We start from the raw sequence: 19748 nt of genomic DNA on the forward strand, positions 1-19748 counted from the left end.
TAGATGGAAAGGTGCCTTAATTAGATCAATGGGTCCCGGACATGCGTTAAAAATATAGGTCGCACCGGACCTCCGAATATAAATTTTTTAATTTCACGCCCCATTTACACACTGCTTGAGGTGATGAATAGAAGTGGATTGCTCTGGGTTGTTTGTATGTTGGTAGCCTTGCCCATGTGGTCACAGGGACTGCAGGTTTTTGCCGAGGATAAACTGCCCGTAAAACTGGAAGAAGCAATTCGACAGTTCCTCCTAGGTGGTGGTGTGGAGATCCTCTCCATTCAGTACGAAGGTGATTCACGGGCCATCGGGTTTTTTACAGACCACCAGGCGACTACCGGATTTGATCAGGGCATGGTCCTCTCCACTGGTTTGGTGGACTCGCTGGCTCAACCGAATCGCAGCGACAATCTCAGTACTTCAACCTCAGGACTCCGGTACAGTGCAGAAGGACTCGAAGCGCTGGTCCATACGCTGGATACGACCGATCAGCTACTCTTCGATGTAGCCAAATTAACCATTCGTTTTCGGCCGGCCACCAGTCGGATTGCATTCCGCTATTTTTTTGCCTCGGAAGAATATCCGCAGTTTACCTGTAGTAATTTTAATGATGTCTTCGGCTTTTTCCTTTCCGGACCAAACCCGGACGGTGGTCAGTATCAATTACAAAACCTCGCGGTTGTCCCTGGTACCGACACCATTGTTTCAGTGAACACCATTCATCAGGGTAATCCATTAAAACCGGATTGCAAACCTGTTTACCCCCAGTATTACCATGACAATTCAGGCGGTCAGGTCTTTGCTTATAATGCGTATCTGGATGCTTTTACGGCCACCGCCGACGTGGTGCCCTGTGCCGAATATCAAATGGAGCTGGCTTTAGCCGATCTGGCAGATGATCATTTTGATACAGGTGTCTTCATCGAGGCCAATAGTTTCCAGTCGGTGCCCTATCGTTTTGCCGAAGGGACGCTGCCAGAGCCTTTTATCTTGCAGGAAGGCTGTAATCCGATGCAGATCCAGCTGGATTGGCTGGACACGCTGACACCGGTGCACTATAAGGTAGTGGGTACACGGGGCAATAATGATGATCTCTACGTACGGGAGACACTGCGCCAGGATATTGCTGGCAGCAGTATATTGTTTCAATTGGTGCCTTTACCGGATCAGGAAGACGAGGGTGATGAACCCATCTATTTTATACTGACCTATGGCTCTTGTGGAGCCGATACCATTCATCTGACTTTGCTCGATGGTTTTAAAACGATTGAGCAGATGCCTGAAGACACGGTAGTCTGTCAGGGGACCTCCCTGGAATATCTCGGAAATTCCAATGCCCCAATCCGGTACAATTACCGGGGAAGCAGGGGGCCGGTCAGTCCGGGGAGGAATGATTATTCCCTGCAGATCCCTTACTTCCCTGCACCCTATCTGGATCTGCAATGGCTCCAATCATTCTGCATGGCGGTCTCTGCAAATACAAATGCCAATTGGGATGTGTATTTGACGACGCCCGGTGGTGTCCGAGTCCCCCTTATCCTCTCAGGTGAAGGACCCCGGGGCTGGACCAGTGCTTGTTTTAACTGGGATTCTACCACACTGTGGCGCGATGCCACACCACCTTTTTCAGATTCCTATCGTCCGGACCAGATGCCGGTCATCCACCTGCCCTATAGCGGACCGGTGGCTGGAACCTGGTATCTCACCATCTATAACCACAGTCAAGAGGAGGGTCAGTTGCGTGACTGGAATCTTACCTTAAATGACCCGGTGCAGGAAACCTGGGTCTGGAACCGTGATGATTCCAACCCTTGCACAAATTGCCAGCTATTATCTACTGATCCGGACTCATCGGCAAATTATACCCTGATCCGGAGTACTTCTTTACGTTGTCAGGACATCCAGCAAATGCATGTCGAGGTGCTTCCCAATAGAATGGATTCCACAGGTATCCAATGTATAGCTACGAATGATAGTTTAGCCTTTATCTGGAACTATGAGGAAGGTGTTACTTACGAGGTAAGCACGAATGGCTCTGACTGGTTTGCTCCTAACCGGACACCTTACCGTCAGGTTTATGACGTTCAATCCAGTCCGACGGATAAATTCTATCTGAAGGTTCAGGGACCTTGTCTCGATTCGGTCATCACATTCAACTGTACGGCCATACCCTGTGCTGCAGGGCCAATAATCAGTCCCCCAGGAGATACTTCAGTTGCCTGTTTTGGACAACGCATTGACCAATATCAGGTTGAGCCACACGCCGGGTATACTTACTGGATGCAGGGCCTTGAGAATAATACCGGGCGTTTCAATAACCTGGCTGCCGGAACTTATCCATTGGTTGTAACGGATGAACAGGGTTGTAAGTCGGAATTTACGATCCATATCGCGGAGCCTGACTTACTGAATGTGGAAGCCCGGATCTTACAAGAGGTAACCTGCCACTATGCCAGTGATGGTCAGGCAGAACTTCTGGTCTCGGGAGGGAATGCCCCCTATGCCTATGCCTGGTCCAATGGAAATAATGATCCCAACCCGAAAGACCTGCCATTTGGACCAAACCGGGTGGTGGTCACCGATCAAAAAGGGTGCGCGGCTTACCGCACGGTCGAATTATCCATTCCCCAGGACCTGCAACTCACCGTGATAGAGCAGGATATCCATTGCGCCGGGACTAAGACCGGCCAGGTGCGGATTGATGTGTCGGGTGGCAATGGTCCGTTTCAATTTGATTGGTCACATAACCCGTTCCTTGATAATGCAGTGGCAACCAATCTGGCAGCAGGTTCGTACCGCGTCACAGTCACCGATCCTTCCGGCTGTCAGGTATCCGCCATGGCGGTCATTAACGAACCGGAATTACTAAAGGTAGAGTGGGAGAGCGAAGCCATTTCCTGTCCTGATGCCGGTGGCGGTGAACTGAAGGTCGTAGCGACCGGTGGTGTATCCCCGTATATCTATCAATGGAACAATGGGTGGGAAGAAAACGTACTGACTGAAGTCCAACCCGGTAATTACTGCGTCACGGTAACCGACAATGAGGGATGCCAGCAGACCGCCTGCCAGCTGGTGTCACCCGGTAGGACCGCATTGGTTGAAGCTAAGACCATTCAACCCAGTTGCTTGCTGGGACCTTTAGGGGCGGTTGACATGCAGCTGGATCCTGCATTTGCACCCTATTCGATTATTTGGACCGGTGGCTCAAAATACATGAGTAACGGATATGGGATCAAACTCGCTGAACCCGGAAAATATACTGCTTTCGTCAACGATGACCGGGGGTGCAGTTTTTCCAGGACCTTTGAAATTAATCCTCTGGATACGCTGCAATACAACCTGGCTACCAGTGATGTGACTTGCGCAGGCTATCAGGATGGATTATTTATGATCCAGGTCCTGCAATCCAATGGATCGGTTTTCTTTTCCCTGGATAGCATGCAGTGGCAGACTACCGGCCTTTTCCGTGACTTATCGGAAGGTATGTACCGTCTGTTCATTCGCGATCAGGCAGATTGTACTGCTGAAGATACCGTGGTGGTCCTTGCACCGGATAGCCTGCGTATCGACCTGGGACGGGATACCGTAATTCGCTATGGCCAGACATTGGTGGTCAGTCCGGTGATTGAAAATGCACAGGGAAAGCCAGCACTGGTCTGGACTGGAACGGGAGTGCCTGCTGACTGCTTGGATTGCCCGACGCTATCGATCCAACCCTCGTATTCTACCTCATTAAAAGTGATCGTCATGGATGAAAAGGGATGCCGGGCTGAGGATTATCTGGACATATCCGTCGAAGATGAGGTGTTGATCGAGGTGCCTACTGCATTTACGCCGAACGGGGACGGACTGAATGATCATTTTGTGATTCACGGGACACCGCCAGTTCGACTGCTCGAAGTCATGGTTTGGGACCGTTTGGGAAACTTGTTGTACGATTCAGATACCAATGTGTTAAATGACCGGTCCTCAGGCTGGGATGGGACATTCCGGGGGAAGGAGGTTCCAGCCGGGGCTTACCGCTGGCTTGTCCGTGCGGAGACCAGGCCCGGGAAGCAAGAATCACTGAGTGGATGGATACAATTGCTGCGATGAAGAAATGGCTGCTGATATATGGTATGTGGTTTGTAGCCGTGGGGGTAATCTGCGGACAAACCATCACGGTTGTCTGGCCGGATCGCAGTTCCATGCCAGCACGTATTGGAGATCAGGGCAGGATGGAAGCAGGAGCTTATGTAGCTACCCAGGGGCAGGAAAAATCCACCAGGATCCGACAGTGGAATGCGGATGCTGCTGTTCGGTTGTTACAGACCGGATACGATCACCTGGCCATAGGATTAAATATCCGGCAGGAGCAGGTGAGTACATTGTTTCGCAGCCAGCAGGTTGCTGCAGGGATCGCTTATCGTCGTGAACTGAATGAACCGCGAGCAGATTTCCGGAACATTGTTGGAGCTGGGGTTCAATTGGGACTTTATCACCTTAATCTGGATGCAGGAGACTGGATCTTTTCCAGTCAGTTTAATGATCAACTTTATCAGTTCGACCCAGCTATCAATTCAAATGAACAGTTGAGTGGAGTGAACTGGAGTTCAAATGTCCAGCCCGTGGTCCACGCCGGTCTGTATTACCGGTTGATGACCGGTCCATGGACCATGCTGCTTGTTCCGTCCTTTGCCACCTTAAATACCCCATCTCTGGACATGGATGGATGGTCCTATGTACTGCCTTCGCAAATGCAGCTGTTGGGACAGCTCGAATACCGTGATACGGAACAGGTTACTCTCGGAGCGGAAGGGTGGTATACACGCCTTGAAAAATTATCCGACCTGCAACTGCAGGGTTACATACGCATAGGAAAGCAGGACCGGGAAGAAACGACTTTTCAACTTGGCGGCATTCTAGGAGTGAATCGCGATCCAAATGAGGTACAATTTATGCATGGCGGATTACAAGCCAGAATCCGCTGGAAAGATCACCTCGCAGGATTACGGGTTGAAGATGCACTGTCCAGAGTGAATCGTTGGGGCACGCGGCTTCTTATTCAGTACCGTTACGTACTACGTGATGAGTAAACCTCAATTGATCAGCTGGATGCGGTGTACACCAGGCTGGTAGGTCCTGGTTATGAGGTTCTTAACCTCATCGTAATCTGCATCATTGGACAGGAAGTCCAGCCGGTCAGCGTCCAGGATAATGATCGGGAAGCTCACCTCTGACCGGAAATATTCGAAATAAATATCCTGAAGGGCCTGCAGGTAATTCAACTGGATCTCTGCTTCAAATTGCCGCCCTCTCTGGGCAATATTCTTCAACAGATTGGCTGGCGAACGATGCAGATAGATCAGCAGGTCCGGATTAGGGAAATTGTTGGCCAGGGTAAAGAACATGCGTTGAAACAACCGGTATTCATCCTCTTTCAGATTGTTTTTGGCAAACAATAAGGTCTTCAGGAAGAAGTAGTCAGCAACGATAAACTCATGAAAGAGATCCTGATGAATCAGTGATTTTTCGAGCTGCTTATGCCTTTCCGTCATAAAAAATAACTCAAGCGGGAGTGCGAAACGGTCCGGATCTTTATAAAAGTGAGGCAGAAAGGGATTATCGGTGAATTCTTCCAGTACCAGATTGCAGTTAAAGTCCTGGGCTAGGCGCTGACACAACGTCGTTTTTCCGGCACCGATATTGCCTTCGATACAAATGTACTGATGTGGTATTGATTGACTCATTCTTCCTCGGCAATCATAACTTCATTGAAATCTTCACATTGGTTATACAATTCTTCAATGCTGAGATCATAGACCGGATGGACCCAGTCGGAAACAATTTCCATTAAAGGGACCAATATAAAATTTCTTTCATGTATTCTTGGGTGTGGAATGATAAGTTCTTCGGTATCCAATACAAGATGGTCGTAAAAAAGGATATCAATGTCAAGCGTACGTGGTCCCCAGTGTACGGTGCGTGTCCGGTCGAAGTGAATTTCGATTTGCTGGCACTCGTGCAGAACCTGTAACGGTGATAGGCCCGTTTCGAGCATCAATAGTTGATTATAAAAATGGGGCTGGTCAGGTTCACCCCATGGTTCTGTAAAATAGAGCCGGCTTGCATTGATTATCGGACCTACCTGCCTGATCAGCCTCTCCCGGGATTTGGTAAATGTATCCAGGACTTGTCCTACATTCCCTCCCAATGAGAGGATGACCTGGTGCGGTGGTGGTAAGGGTGTCATGAATGCAATTTCCGACAAAATTAGGTAAGTCGAAAAATTTTTAAACGATAGCTCCTTAACCGTTCAATTCAGTTTTGCCTCGTAGTCCGCGCTGATGGAGGTGTATCCTTTTTGTTTGGCTGAGTTGAGAAACTTGCGGGCTGCAATGAGGTTTCCACTATTGAAGTATGCCTGGGAAATGAAATAATCAAAGGACCCTTCCTTTGGATTCAATTCAATGCAACGTGTAAATCCATCTATGGCTTCCTGCAGCTTTCCACTGGAAAGTAAAGCAAAGGAACGGTTGGGCAGCACATCCCTTTCGGAAGAGCCCATTTCCAGCGCTTTGTCAAAATCGTTGATAGCCAGCTTATATTCTTTCCGTAAAGAATAAGCAATTCCCCGGTTTTGATAGACTGAAATCAAATTGGGGTCAATCTTAAGCGCTTCGTCGTAGTTTCGGATGGCAACGTCCACTTTGCCCTCCATGCTATTTACATTGCCCAGTGACTCCTGGATTTCAGCATCAAAAGGATCCAGCCCGGCACCGGTATTCAGTAGCCTGTGTGCTTCGGTCGTGTTGCCGGATTGAGCCATATAATTACCCAGGTTTTTATAGGCTGTGGCATACCGGTTGGGATATTTTCTGATCATATCCCGCCACAAAGTCTCACTATTGTTCCAGACCGGAATTCGTGTCCAGGTGACGGCGCCATATACAACCGTCAGGGCAGTGAGGAATGCCAGCCATGGAATGCAATTCTTAAAGCGTGCCATATGAATGGATGTTCCGGCGGACATCAGGAAAAATATACCCAGTGAAGAGACGTAGCTGTATCGATCTGCAAGAACCGCCGAGCCCACCGAAAGCCATTGCAGAACGGTCAAAACCAATAGCGTATAGAAACTGAAACTCCAGAACATCAGCATTTTTCTTCTACGCCACTGAATGTAGATCACGACCAGGAGACCTGCCCCTGCGAGGGCCAGAAGGTAATAGCTGAAAGGAAGCATCCCGGCTGATGTCAGCCTGGGGTAAGGATAGACATTGCTCAGATGAAAAGGAAATAACAGCTTAAGCGGATACATAGCCAGACCATAAAAGCCTACCGTGATGCGGTTATACCAGGATAACGCTTCCATCTTCGAGACGGCACCCGCTTGTTGTTGAACCACAATGGCCACAATTCCAATGGCCAAAGCAATGACAAAAAAGGGCAATTTTTCTTTCCAGTCGCGGGCCTCCTGTTTGAAGCGACCATATTTCCAGTAATCCATCAGTAACAAAGCCACCGGAAATACGACCGCCATCGCCTTGGAAAGCACTGCGAGCACAAAGCATAAAAGTGTTGCCGCGTAATACATGCGGTTGCGGCTGCCTTGGTAATGGAGATAGGAAACAAGTCCGGCGATAAAAAAGAGACCATAAAGGACATCTTTCCTTTCTGCGATCCAGGCTACCGATTCGATGTGCAGGGGGTGGATCCCAAACCATAAAGCTGTGAATAATCCCACCCATCCATTGCGTGACATTTTGGAAAATAAATGATACACCAGTATGGTAGACAGTACATGCAGGACTACATTGATCACATGATACCCCGAAGCGGAGGTTCCGAAGAGGAGGTGGTCGATACCCAGTGATAACATGGTTAACGGATGGAAATTGCCCACGAAGGATTGGGTCATCAGGGCGCCCCAGTCCAATTGCAACATGGATTCATTTTCCAGCACATAACGTGGATCGTCCCAGTTTGTCCAACCAAGTTGAAAAGCCGGAATGTATAAGATAAATGTCACTATTGCCGGTACTATTCCCCACCACCATGCCAGTGGCATAACAGGTATCCGCTCCGAAGACTTTTTGGGTTTTCCCGGACGTTTCTTTTCAGCTGCCATAGATCAATCGCTTCAAAATATCAGTTTGACAGGTAAAGACAATTTGTGAAAACCTGCCAATATCAGTAACGTTATTTTGAAGCAGGGCTCCACTTCTTGATAGCCAGTAAATACCGGTTGAGTTCCTCTCTTACTCTGGGGAAAAGGAGGAGTAATCCCAGCATGTTAGGGAATACCAAAGCCAGAATCATGGCATCAGAAAAGCCCCACACCGCGCTCATGTTTGCCGCAGCACCGATGACAATGAATACCAGGAAAATAACCTTGTAGGAAAGGTCAGCAGCTTTGCTACGGCCGAAGAGGTATTTCCAGGACTGTAACCCGTAGTAGGACCAGGAAATCATGGTCGAAACAGCAAATAGGACGATGGCTACTGTCAGAACATAGGGAAACCAGGAAATGCGCTCCCCAAAGGCCAGGGATGTCAGTGTTGATCCCTCAACGGACACTCCGTTGACAATCACCGAACCGGTTCCGTATTCAAATACGCCATTGAAATTATAGAAAATAATGACCAGGGCGGTCATGGTACAGATTACAACAGTATCAATAAATGGTTCCAATAAGGCGACGAGTCCTTCCGATGCTGGAAATTTGGTCTTCACTGCGGAGTGTGCGATAGCCGCTGATCCGGCACCGGCTTCATTGGAGAAAGCTGCCCGGCGGAATCCGATGATCAATACACCGACCAAACCACCTAATCCGGCCTGCGGGGTAAAGGCGCCTTCCATGATCACCCTGAAAGCATCGTCGATAAGGCTGAAATGTTCGAAGACGATAAAAATACAGGCACCGACGTACAGAATTGCCATGAAAGGAACAATCTTCTCGGTAACGGATGCGATCCTTTTGATGCCTCCGATGATGACGAATCCAACCACTATGGCTAAAACTACACCGATGATGGTGCCGGAGGCGCCGCCTTGCATCCCTAACATGGAAGCCAGCTGGGAGGCAGCCTGGTTGGATTGGGCTGCATTACCACCTCCAAAGGAGGCACCAACGCAGAGGAATGCAAAAATGAAGGATAATGCTTTACCGAGGCCGGTGAAGCCTTTTTCTTTCAGTCCTTTTGAAAGATAGTACATCGGTCCGCCATAGACGGTCCCGTCAGGCCCGATATCACGGTATTTTACACCAAGAGTACATTCCACAAACTTAGTTGACATACCCAACAATCCACAGATAATCATCCAGAAAGTAGCGCCCGGACCACCTAATGCGATGGCCAGCGCGACCCCGGCGATGTTGCCAAGTCCTACGGTACCGGATACAGCAGTAGCCAGTGCCTGAAAATGGCTTACCTCACCATGTTTGCTTTCGTCTTCAATGGTCCGGAGCACGTCCCCGTCAACCACAATCGAAGAATCAGGTGAAATGGCTTCGTGATGATCCATTTCATCGTATTGGCCGCGGACTACACGTATCGCCAGAGGGAACCTGCGGATATTGACAAACGAAAAATAAATGGTAAAAAACAACGCACCACCGATCAGCAGGAGTAAAACGATGGGTAATTCTTTGCCCCCTCCCAACGGGATGGGATATAATACGATATTTTGCCAGGCATTCGAAAATGGGGTGAACGCCTCATTGATCCGGTAGTCTAAACCGGTGGTATCAACGGCTGCCTGACTAAATAAGGATATCTGGAGGAAGAGGAGTCCTCCCATTGCGAGGAAAAATTTCTTCATACGTGCGATGGTTTTGTTTTTTCGGTTGCTTTCTATCCAATTGGATGCGGGAAATTAAGAAAAAATCCCGGTTAGGAAAGTAGCCTAAAAATGAAAGTGCCATGAGGGTGTCTGATTTGTGACGAAAGAATAGCGGTAAATTCTTTTATACAGGGCACCGTTTTTCATTCGTATTCCCGGGGCAAATGCCTGATACGCCAATGTTTGGGATAATAATTGTTTAAGCGGTTGCCTACTGATTTTGCCCATCCCAGCCCCAACGACTGGTAGGTTATGCGGAGCCAACCCGGAGGTGCGGAAATCGGTAAAGGTTTTTGTGCCAGGAACACCAGTGCCTGATCCAGTTCCAGTTCAAGATCCGGAAAAGAGACTTGATAGACCGTCGAAAGAGCCAGTGCCGGGTGTGGTTTAAATTGTTGGCCAATTAATTGCCCCAGTCCGGTCACAGGTTCGGCCTGCGGAAAATGATGGAGGAATGATGAGACAAGTTCCAGATGTGCTGACGGAATTGCATAGAGCATGTTATGATGGTCTAGGGGAGCCAGTCCCTGAAGGTCACTGATATGCCGGGTAAACACTTTTTCGAGTGACGAATGAACTTTCGAATGCAGAAGTTTCGGTTTCTTCCAGGATTGCAGTGGTGTATCAGCAGCCTTTATCAGTACTGAAAAGAAAAAGCCTTCTCCGCTGATCCGGTGTGGCCAGCATTGATATCCCGTGGCATCACCGGTCGTTACCGGCATCACATTGGCAGGGAGGTCGTGCCTGGGAACGGAACTTGCTTCCGGAAATTCCCTCAATAAATGATTCACCTGATCCAAATTCTCATAATGGTTGTACGTACAGGTTGCATAGATCAGTGAGCCTCCCGGTGCAAGCAGGCCCCAGGCTGCCTCCAGGATACTTTCCTGCCGTAGGGCACATTGCTGGACCAGACCGGTCGACCATTGTTCCAGAGCTATGGGCTCTTTGCGGAACATACCTTCCCCGGAGCAGGGGGCGTCCACCAGGATCACATCGAAAAGAGCCGGGCATTTGTCCTGAAGCTGCTCCGGACGGGCTGATAAGGTCACGACATTGGGAATACCCCACTTGGTAAGATTTTCGTGCAATATGTGATATCGTTGAGGTACGATTTCATTGGCAATAAGAAGATCGTCTGGTCTGAGAAGTGAGGCGATCAGGGTCGATTTCCCACCGGGAGCAGCGCACAGGTCCAGGACCCTTTTGGGCGTACCTTGAATCGCCTCCCTGAGCGTGGAATACAACAGCATGGTGGAAGGATCCTGTACATAATAGGCACCGGCATGGAGCCCTGGGTCGAGTGTAAATGTGGGCCTGGCATCTAAAAAGTGCCCGTCCGGATGCCACGGAATGGGGTGTGTAGGCCAGGGGAGGGGATACAGCTTGTAAGGGTTGGTGCGAAGGCCTGTGACCGGATCTTCCTGTATGGACTGTTCAAACCGGTTATATTCATCGCCCAGTGGGATAGAAAGCCAGGATGCCAGTTCTGCCGGGATCTTACGACGGACCATCGAAAATTGTTTTGGCGGGATGACCAATTGTTTGTAGAGAAAATACCTGCATCAGCATGGACAGATCTGTGATTTGATCAAACATATGCAGACAACTGTTATTTTACAAACGAAAAATAAAAGTTTGATGTACCGAAGCCTGAGGGAGAGTCTCGAAGATTTAAAGCGCCATGGTTACCTCATCGTGGTCCGGGAAGAGGTAGATCCTCAACTGGTGATGGCGGAGGTACATCGGCGGGTCTTTGAATCCGGAGGGCCGGCATTGTGGTTCCAAAAGGTGAAAGGAAGCCCATTTTCAGCTGCTTCAAACATCTATGGGAGTAAAGAGCGGATCCGCTTTTTATTCAGAGATACGCTGGCCCGGGTGGAAGAGCTGGTGCGGGTGAAAAATGATCCTGCATACCTACTGAAGAAATGGTACCGTGCCCCCGGGGTCGGTTGGACCGCATTGAGTGCCTTGCCTAAAAGACTTCGTCGCAACACTGCTGTGGAATATGGACAAACCACGATTGATCAGTTGCCCCAGGTCGTCGGTTGGCCGAAGGACGGCGGTGCGTTTATTACACTGCCGCAGGTATGTACCTTACCCCCACAGGATAAAAACATCATGCATTCCAATCTGGGAATGTATCGCATCCAGCTATCCGGTAATGCGTATTTACCCAATCAAGAGGTAGGCTTACACTATCAGCTGCATCGCGGGATAGGCATACATCATCAGGCCTATCAGGCCAAAGGCATGCGTTTTCCTGCATCAATTTTTGTAGGTGGTCCTCCCAGCCACGCTTTTACAGCCATCATGCCATTGCCTGAAGGCTTGTCGGAGATGACGTTCGCGGGGATGCTGGCCGGTAGGCGTTATCGTTACAGGTGGGAGGGAGAGCATGTTATCGGAGCAGATGCTGATTTTTGCATTTCTGGTGAGGTGTTACCAGAGACTTTAAAGCCGGAAGGGCCATTCGGGGATCACCTGGGCTATTACAGCCTGGAACATCCGTTTCCGGTGATGAAGGTGGACAAGGTTTATCACCGCAAGGATGCCGTGTGGCATTTTACGGTGGTGGGCAGGCCACCGCAGGAGGATACCTGGTTTGGCTACCTCATCCATGAGATCGTGAAGCCATTGACATCCACGGAATTTCCGGGATTGGTATCCATCAATGCGGTAGATGCCGCCGGCGTACATCCTTTATTATTGGCCGTTGGAAAAGAGCGCTACATGCCTTTCCGCGAACAACGGCCTGAAGAGATCCTGACCATCGCCAACCACTTGCTGGGTAAAGGGCAAACGTCACTGGCAAAATATCTGTTTATCGCAGCGCAGGATGAATATTCAGATCTGACTACGGAAGATATCCCCCGTTTTTTTGGTCATGTGCTGGAGCGCGTCCACTGGGATCGCGATCTCCATTTCCAAACTCAGACAACAATCGACACGCTGGATTATTCGGGAGATCACTGGAATGCAGGATCCAAACTGGTGGTGGCTGCCCGTGGGGTAAAGCTGAGGTCCCTGGCTACCTCAGTTCCGGCGGTATTCCCTGTCCTGGAGAAGGTGAAAAAGATATCCATCCCATTACCCGGAATCATGTGTCTGGAAGCCCCAGCTTATCAAAATGAAGAACAGGAATCACGATGGAAGCAACAATTGGCTGAGGCGATACCTGTCGGGACGGTGGATCATTTTCCGTTGCTAGTCCTCGTCGATGACGCTGATTTCTGTGCCCGTACACTGAATAATTTCCTGTGGGTTACGTTTACCCGTTCCAATCCGGCGCCGGATATCACCGGAGTCGGGGCTTTTGAACAAGACAAACACTGGGGATGCCGTGGTCCGCTGATCATCGATGCGCGGATAAAGCCGCATCACGCACCGGTCCTGGAGGTGGATGCGAAAACCAAAAATGCAGCGGACAAGCTTTTTGCAAAAGGTGCCAGCTTGTACGGCGTGGGATAGAATATTCTAAAGCATTTTCAGGACACCATGGATGTAACCCGCAGACTCCGCAAGTCCCGGGAGAGGATCCTGTCCATCCTTTTCGTATTCGATGGCAGCAAAGCCGCGGTATTTGACCTTTTTTAATGCCTTGAGGACTGCCGGTATATCGATGACGCCCCGGCCAATTTCCACCGGAGTACCATCAGCATTATTCTCTGTTTCATCCTTAAGATGCAGATCATAAAGCCGTTCGTGGTATTTTAGGATCATGGCTGCCGGATCTTCATTGATGCGGACCACATGCCCGATATCGATGCAAAAACCTACCCGCGAATCGAGGTCTTTGATCAGCTTGTTGACGTCATTTACACTGGAATACAGGCTGTCACCGGGTCCATGGTTATGGATAGCCACTTTGATGTTGGTCTTTTTAACAAGTTCATTGACTTGTGGCAACAGATCATGATCTGGCACCCCGATGATCACTTCAATACCTGCCGCCTTTGCATAGTTAAATGCATTGGTAACCTTATCGGCGGATTTCATATAGATCACCCCTGCGGCATACAGGTTCAAACCGGCATCACGGACTTTTTTGGCCAATCGCTTTATCTCTTCTTCAGAGGCATCAAGCGGCATGTGCATGCTTTTCAATCCAATATTCAGTAATCCTACCCGTTTTGCCATTGCAATCGTGTCATCCAGGCTGAATTCCCGGGTGGTGTACGAGGCAAGACCAAGTTGATATCCGGGCTTGTCACTTTCCCAGGGAGTATTATCCTTTGGCATGAAAGGCTGTAGTGTCGAGTACCCGGTCAATGCCGCAACGCCGCCTAAGAATGATTTTCTCGAAATTTTCTGTGCCATATGATCTGATTGGATTGAATGAGAATTTCGCGCAAAAAATACAAAATATATCAGGCGATGTGGTCTAACACTACAAAAGAATTGGCGAATCCATCGATCCCTGGATCCACCCGTTGGTCCCAAAATCTTAGTCAACCATAACCCAATACTTTTGCCGGAAGATAAATCCCGTATTTTCGGTGGAATGAATAACAATTCACGCCAATCGCGTATTCCTACTTTCTGGAGTCAGTTACCCATACCTTATTTCTATATGATCCTTCTGGGCTTTGGACTGGGATTGCTTTTGGGAGTGCGCTTCTATTTTACCTTCTGGATGTCCGGAGAGATTAACAACTGGACATTCGAGAATTACTTCATACCTCCCTTTACCAATCAGACCCTGTGGGGTTTTATCGCTCCTCTGGTTTATTGGGCTTTGCAGAGGTTTCCGGTAGGTAGGGGCACTTCGACTTCTCGATGGGTGCAGGCTATCGGATTCAGCATGCTGATTGCCATGTTCCATGAGATCATGTCTTATGTGGTCTGGTGGGTGCCTTATCATCTTACCGGATATGAGAAGATCACCTGGGAGATGATCCGGAACACATTAGTACGGATTCCAGCAGGATTCATTGGGCAATGGGTCGAGTATTGGGTCTTGTATCTGGTGTTTGCCGGCATTAATTATTCCAGGAAATACAAACAGAAAGAATTGGAGCTTATCCGACTGGAAGCCCAGCGCAACCAATCCCAGTTGAATGCCTTGCGCCTGCAGCTTCAGCCTCATTTTCTGTTTAACACCTTAAATACGATTTCTTCCCTGGTGGACATCGAGCCAAAAGATGCCCAGACTATGATCCGCAAGCTGGGTGATCTGTTAAGAGGTTTGCTGGCAACTCATGAGAATCACCTGATCCCCTTTGAAAAGGAGATGGAATTCGTGCGTAACTATTTGGACATTGAGCAGGTTCGTTTTAACGATAGGCTAAAGATTGACTATGAGATAGATCAAGGTACAAACAGAGTGCTCGTGCCGGCATTTATATTACAACCCCTGATGGAGAATGCTCTTAAGCATGGATTTTCGGGTAAACTGGAATCCTGCACTATCCGTGTTTCAGCCAGGTGGTGCGAAGAGGATATGCTGTGTCTAAAAGTTGAAGATGACGGGCATGGCACCAATGCAGAACCTGGCGAATTACTCCAAAAGGGAATTGGGCTGCGCAACGTAAAAGAACGGCTTGAACTGATCTACCAGGACCAGGCCAGCCTGCGCGTTTCTAATCCAGAACAACCGGGCTTCATGGTAACGATAGTCCTTCCTAAAAAAATGGCATGACATGGAACGGATAAGGACTCTTGTCATTGATGACGAACCGCTGGCCCGGGCCAGGATCATACGTTTGTTATCAATGTATCCGGAGGCAGATCTGATTGGTGAAGCGCGGAATGGCAAAGAAGCGATTCTGCAGATGCGTGAACACCAGCCGGATTTGATATTCCTGGATATCCACATGCCTGATTTAAACGGCTTTGAAGTTCTTGAAATGCGTGGGGACGCATCCAGGCCATTCATCATTTTTGTGACAGCCTACGATCAGTACGCTGTTCAGGCTTTTGCAGTTCAGGCCATTGACTATCTGCTTAAACCTTATGATGACCAGCGATTTGCCAGGGCCTATGACCATGCCAGGCATCAGATACTGCTCAACCGGCACAAAAATAAAGTACCTGTTGAGGCATCGCCTAACCAGGCTGGAACAGACCAGGCAACATTTATTGTGAAAGGCGCCCATGGTATTGACAAAACCCTCCGGTACGACGGTGTGATCGGTATCCGGGCAGATGGTAATTACCTGCATGTCCACACCCTGGATACCCGGTACCTGGTTCGGATGACGCTGGCCGAAATGATCGAAAGATTGCCGGACCGGATGTTTTTACGCATTCATCGCTCCTTTGTAGTCAACCGGTTGCATATCTCCCAGGTCCATTATTACGGGAACAATACCTATCGTTTCCTGCTTTCCAACCAGATGTCCTGGTGCTCAAGCCGTGGCCATAAGCCAGAAATAATGGCTTACCTGAATGAAAGCTGAGATGCCGATCAGTGTGATTCTTTTACTTGGGAAATAGTTGTTGTTCGATGAGCTCACAAATGATGTGTCCGATGAGGATATGGCTTTCCTGGATCCTGGGAGTGTCCTGGGAAGGTACGTTGATAAGGTTGGTCGATAGGGCTTTCAGTTTGCCGCCGCTTTCTCCGGTCATCCCGATGGTTACGATCGATCGCTTTTGAGCTTCCTCAAATGCCCGCAGGATATTCGGTGAATTGCCTGAGGTACTTAAACCGAATAATACATCTCCCGGCCGTCCTTTAGCCCGTACCAGGCGCGCATAGACTTCTTCGAACGAATAATCATTCGCCACTGCGGTGAGATACGAGGTGTTTACGTGCAGGGCTTCCGCAAAGAGGGGCTCCCGGTCTAGGTAGAATCTGCCGGACAGTTCTGCCGCCAAATGCTGGGCATCTGCAGCGCTGCCTCCATTACCACAGAACCATATCCTGCCATCCCTGGTCAGGGCAGAAGTACACACATCAATGGTTTGATTGATACGATCCATCAGTCCGGGATCCTGGAGCAGTTGCTCTTTAACCCGGATGCTTTCCTTGATGATGGCTGGAATGCGTCCTTTCATGGCTTGGATTTTGAAGATAAAGTTCCCGGTCGTTCAATGCATTCGAAGAAGGCAGACCAGGAATAGTGTGGTTTGATGGACTGGATATGCCGGGTAAAGTCAGCCTGGTGATTCTCCTCGAAATAGATTTTCATAGCATCACCGATGGATACAGGATTAGTATCCACGACGAGTCCACCCTGCCGGTCGCCGATGATTTCCGGTAGTCCGCCAACCCGCGTTACGACCATTGGTTTTTCGAAAAAAATGGCAAGTTGGGAGATACCACTTTGAGTCGCCGAACGGTAAGGCTGGGCGACCAGGTCGACCGCACTGAAATAGTATTTAACGCGATCATCCGGAATGAATTCGGTATGCTCTACCACCACTTCAGGATGTGGAAGTGACTGGATCAGGGTCTGGTATTCTTCCCTGGGCTCATAATATTCTCCGGCGATCAGCAGACGTATTTTGTTTTGCAAAAAATAGGGGTCTTTCATAGCCAGGATTAATAGATCCAGCCCCTTGTATTTGCGGATAAAACCGAAATAGAGGATGTAGCGGTAATCCGCATCAAGATGTATGGCGGCCAATGCTGTATTGCGATCTACCGGATCCCCATAGTTGTCATAGATGGGGTGGGGATGATAACGAACCGGTTTCGTTTTGGTGAAGAGTCGCATCTGTTCTTCCACGGACCTGGACATAACTACGAAATCATCGGTCGCCCGGACAAACAACCTGGTAAAGGCCTGATCAAAAGGTCTTTTCTCATGAGGGATGATGTTGTGTACGATGCCGGTGATCGTGGTAATCCCTGACCTTTTGGCCAGGCGGGCAATCACAGCGAAACAGAATCCGAAGAAAGGAAGCCAGTAATTGATCAGTACGCGAGTGGCTTTCTTTTTACGGATGTAAAGGCCGGTGCGTATCCAGCTCAATGGATTAAGCGCATGGATCATCCTGCGAATCGGGATGGTCGTTGGGTTTGGGCCTGTATTGTACTGGCTGGTACCGGGAAACAGGAATCCCGGATACTGAAGCGTAAAAGTTATGATTTCTACCGTATAGTCGTGTTTACGGTATTCTTCACCCAGCCTGTGTATAAAGGATGCTATACCTCCCCGGTAGGGGTAAGCCGGCCCAACTAAAATGATATGAGGTTTTACTTCCAAATGCGCGTGTTGTGTTGTATTACCCAGGGCCCAGCAGACCCTTACATTGGGCTTGGGCAAAGCTAAGGAATTGGTTTATTTCAGCCATCTTCTGAGGGTTAACATCATAGGAATTACAGTCCACCACAGAAAAGGTCCATTCATCACTATCGGCTGACTGAAGACATCAAGCAAACTTAACTTTCAGTAGAAAACCTGACAAAATGAAATGTATATTGACTTGTTTGATTGCCGCCCTGACGCAATTTACGGTCGCACAAACCCAATTAACGGTAACTCCTGACGTAAGTCCTGCTGCTTCGGTTATGCAACAAATCGGGCTTACCCAGATTCGGGTGGATTACCATCGCCCGGCTGTGAATGGCCGCACCATCTGGGGTGGGCTGGTACCTTACGGCCAGGTCTGGAGGGGCGGGGCGAATGAAAATACCGTCATTAACTTTTCGACACCGGTAAAGATCAATGGTAAAACGCTGGATGCCGGAAGTTATGGCCTGCACTTTTTGGTGGAGGAAAAATCCGTTACCGCCATCTTTTCCAGCAACAGCACATCCTGGGGTAGCTTTAGTTACGATCCCACAGAGGATGCACTACGAGTGAGTGCAGCGTTGGCCCCGGTGGAACAACCGCGCGAACGATTGGAGTATCAATTTGAAGACCTGACTCCGGAAGCGGTGAACTGTGCAGTCACCTGGAGCGATAAAGCCATTGTTTTTCAGATTGCCGTGGACGTGGATGAAACAGTGGTCGCCAGTCTGACGGAGCAATTAAGGAGTAAACCGGGATGGACCTGGCAGGGATGGTATGAGGCGGCTGGTTATTGCCTCAGTAATAATACACACCTGGACCAGGGGTTGACCTGGGCGACCCGGTCCGTATTTATAGCTCCCAACGCGCAAAACATCCTTCGCAAGGCACAGCTCACCAGCAGGGTGAAAGGAATGACCGGCGAATCTGCAGTTGCTGCCGAGATGGAATCCATTCAGCAAGATCTGTCACGGGGCAATGTGACCTGGAAGGAATACAGTGCGGCTGCAAATTATGCCTTGAGAATGGATCAGCTGGACCAGGCAATCCGGTGGGCAGATGCAGCCATCGACCAGGGGGGAGGTATGAACCCATCCATGGTCAAGGTGAATATTCTGACCAGGCAAGGCCAGCGTATGGAGGCAGAAAACCTGCGATCAAATGCTATTGCGATGGGATCCAATCAGGAATTAAATACCTATGGGTATCAACTTTTATACGCCGGGAAGAGTGTCGAAGCCATACGCATCTTCGAAGCCAATGTTGCCAAAAACGCAGATGACCCCAATGTATGGGACAGCCTGGCAGAAGGATATATTACCAATGGAGAAAAGGAGAAAGCAATATCCGCTCTGAAAAAATGTCTGAGCATGAACCCTCCTGCCAATTTAAAAACGCACGCTGAAGCACTTCTGCAGCAGGCAGAATCAAATGAATAGCCCGCTAGACCTGACTTAAAACGATGAAAGGTCCTCCTGGTGACGGGAGGGCCTTTTTGTTTTATTTCTAATACGAACCCCAAAGATTGATCCCCCACTTTTGATTCAACCTCAGCAAAGACACAGACTGGAGGGTAGCCGGAACCTGTATGAGGGCGAAATGATTATGACCTAAGCTCTTCCTAATTCATGAAGAAATCTTCATATATTGCCCTGGATTTTATATTTCATATTCTGTTTTTTTATATACCTAATAAGAAAAAACTATCTTGCAGCGTCCAAACGGATTAAAGCCATCATG

14 protein-coding genes are annotated in these 19748 nt (G+C 49.0%); 6 read left to right on the forward strand and 8 right to left on the reverse strand.

Going from position 1 to position 19748, the window contains the following annotated elements; translation table 11 throughout:
• The first annotated feature begins 123 nt into the window (after positions 1-123).
• The gene (locus H6570_04465) at positions 124-4095 is read left to right on the forward strand and encodes a choice-of-anchor L domain-containing protein (GenBank protein ID MCB9318513.1); all 3972 of its coding nucleotides are present in this window, start codon (positions 124-126) and stop codon (positions 4093-4095) included.
• Positions 4074-5075: a type IX secretion system membrane protein PorP/SprF gene (locus tag H6570_04470; protein ID MCB9318514.1), complete on the forward strand. Its 1002-nt coding sequence runs from the start codon at positions 4074-4076 to the stop codon at positions 5073-5075. Before H6570_04465 ends, H6570_04470 begins: the two co-directional genes overlap by 22 nt.
• Positions 5076-5078: 3 nt before the next feature.
• Here the strand turns inward: H6570_04470 and H6570_04475 are convergent, their stop codons facing one another.
• The 5 genes from H6570_04475 to H6570_04495 form a co-directional block, all read right to left on the reverse strand.
• Positions 5079-5729 carry a deoxynucleoside kinase gene (locus H6570_04475; protein MCB9318515.1) on the reverse strand — a complete coding sequence of 217 codons (651 nt, stop codon included), beginning with the start codon at positions 5727-5729 and terminating at the stop codon, positions 5079-5081.
• Entirely contained in the window at positions 5726-6232 is a 507-nt protein-coding gene (folK, locus tag H6570_04480) for a 2-amino-4-hydroxy-6-hydroxymethyldihydropteridine diphosphokinase (GenBank protein ID MCB9318516.1), read from the reverse strand. Before folK ends, H6570_04475 begins: the two co-directional genes overlap by 4 nt.
• 63 nt (positions 6233-6295) lie before the next feature.
• Complete coding sequence (locus H6570_04485) at positions 6296-8110, reverse strand: tetratricopeptide repeat protein (protein MCB9318517.1); 1815 nt, start codon at positions 8108-8110, stop codon at positions 6296-6298.
• 71 nt (positions 8111-8181) lie between these two features.
• Positions 8182-9804 (reverse strand): alanine:cation symporter family protein, encoded by a 1623-nt coding sequence (locus H6570_04490; protein ID MCB9318518.1) that lies wholly within the window; start codon positions 9802-9804, stop codon positions 8182-8184.
• A 164-nt stretch (positions 9805-9968) separates the two neighbouring features.
• Entirely contained in the window at positions 9969-11339 is a 1371-nt protein-coding gene (locus H6570_04495) for an RNA methyltransferase (GenBank protein ID MCB9318519.1), read from the reverse strand.
• A 124-nt stretch (positions 11340-11463) separates the two neighbouring features.
• Here H6570_04495 and H6570_04500 point away from each other — a divergent pair, with 124 nt between their 5' ends.
• A complete protein-coding gene (locus tag H6570_04500) occupies positions 11464-13296 on the forward strand; it encodes a UbiD family decarboxylase (GenBank protein ID MCB9318520.1) in 1833 nt (610 codons plus the stop codon).
• A 6-nt stretch (positions 13297-13302) separates the two neighbouring features.
• Here the strand turns inward: H6570_04500 and H6570_04505 are convergent, their stop codons facing one another.
• On the reverse strand, positions 13303-14145 hold the full coding sequence (locus H6570_04505) for a sugar phosphate isomerase/epimerase (GenBank protein MCB9318521.1): 843 nt from the start codon (positions 14143-14145) through the stop codon (positions 13303-13305).
• Between the two features lie 184 nt (positions 14146-14329).
• On the opposite strand from H6570_04505, the gene H6570_04510 reads away from it, so the two are divergent.
• Together H6570_04510 and H6570_04515 are read left to right on the forward strand one after the other, a co-directional pair.
• Positions 14330-15466 (forward strand): histidine kinase, encoded by a 1137-nt coding sequence (locus tag H6570_04510; protein MCB9318522.1) that lies wholly within the window; start codon positions 14330-14332, stop codon positions 15464-15466.
• A gap of 1 nt (position 15467) precedes the next feature.
• On the forward strand, positions 15468-16226 hold the full coding sequence (locus tag H6570_04515) for a response regulator transcription factor (protein MCB9318523.1): 759 nt from the start codon (positions 15468-15470) through the stop codon (positions 16224-16226).
• Positions 16227-16248: 22 nt separating this feature from the next.
• Here the strand turns inward: H6570_04515 and H6570_04520 are convergent, their stop codons facing one another.
• Positions 16249-16827, reverse strand: a complete 579-nt coding sequence (locus tag H6570_04520) for an SIS domain-containing protein (GenBank protein ID MCB9318524.1) — start codon at positions 16825-16827, stop codon at positions 16249-16251.
• Entirely contained in the window at positions 16824-17981 is a 1158-nt protein-coding gene (locus tag H6570_04525; protein ID MCB9318525.1) for a glycosyltransferase, read from the reverse strand. The genes H6570_04520 and H6570_04525 overlap by 4 nt, the downstream gene beginning before the upstream one ends.
• Positions 17982-18184: 203 nt before the next feature.
• Here H6570_04525 and H6570_04530 point away from each other — a divergent pair, with 203 nt between their 5' ends.
• Positions 18185-19447 (forward strand): DUF2911 domain-containing protein, encoded by a 1263-nt coding sequence (locus H6570_04530; GenBank protein ID MCB9318526.1) that lies wholly within the window; start codon positions 18185-18187, stop codon positions 19445-19447.
• Positions 19448-19748: the final 301 nt, after the last annotated feature.

It is taken from the genome of Lewinellaceae bacterium (assembly GCA_020636135.1).
Taxonomy (GTDB): Bacteria; Bacteroidota; Bacteroidia; order Chitinophagales; family Saprospiraceae; genus JAGQXC01.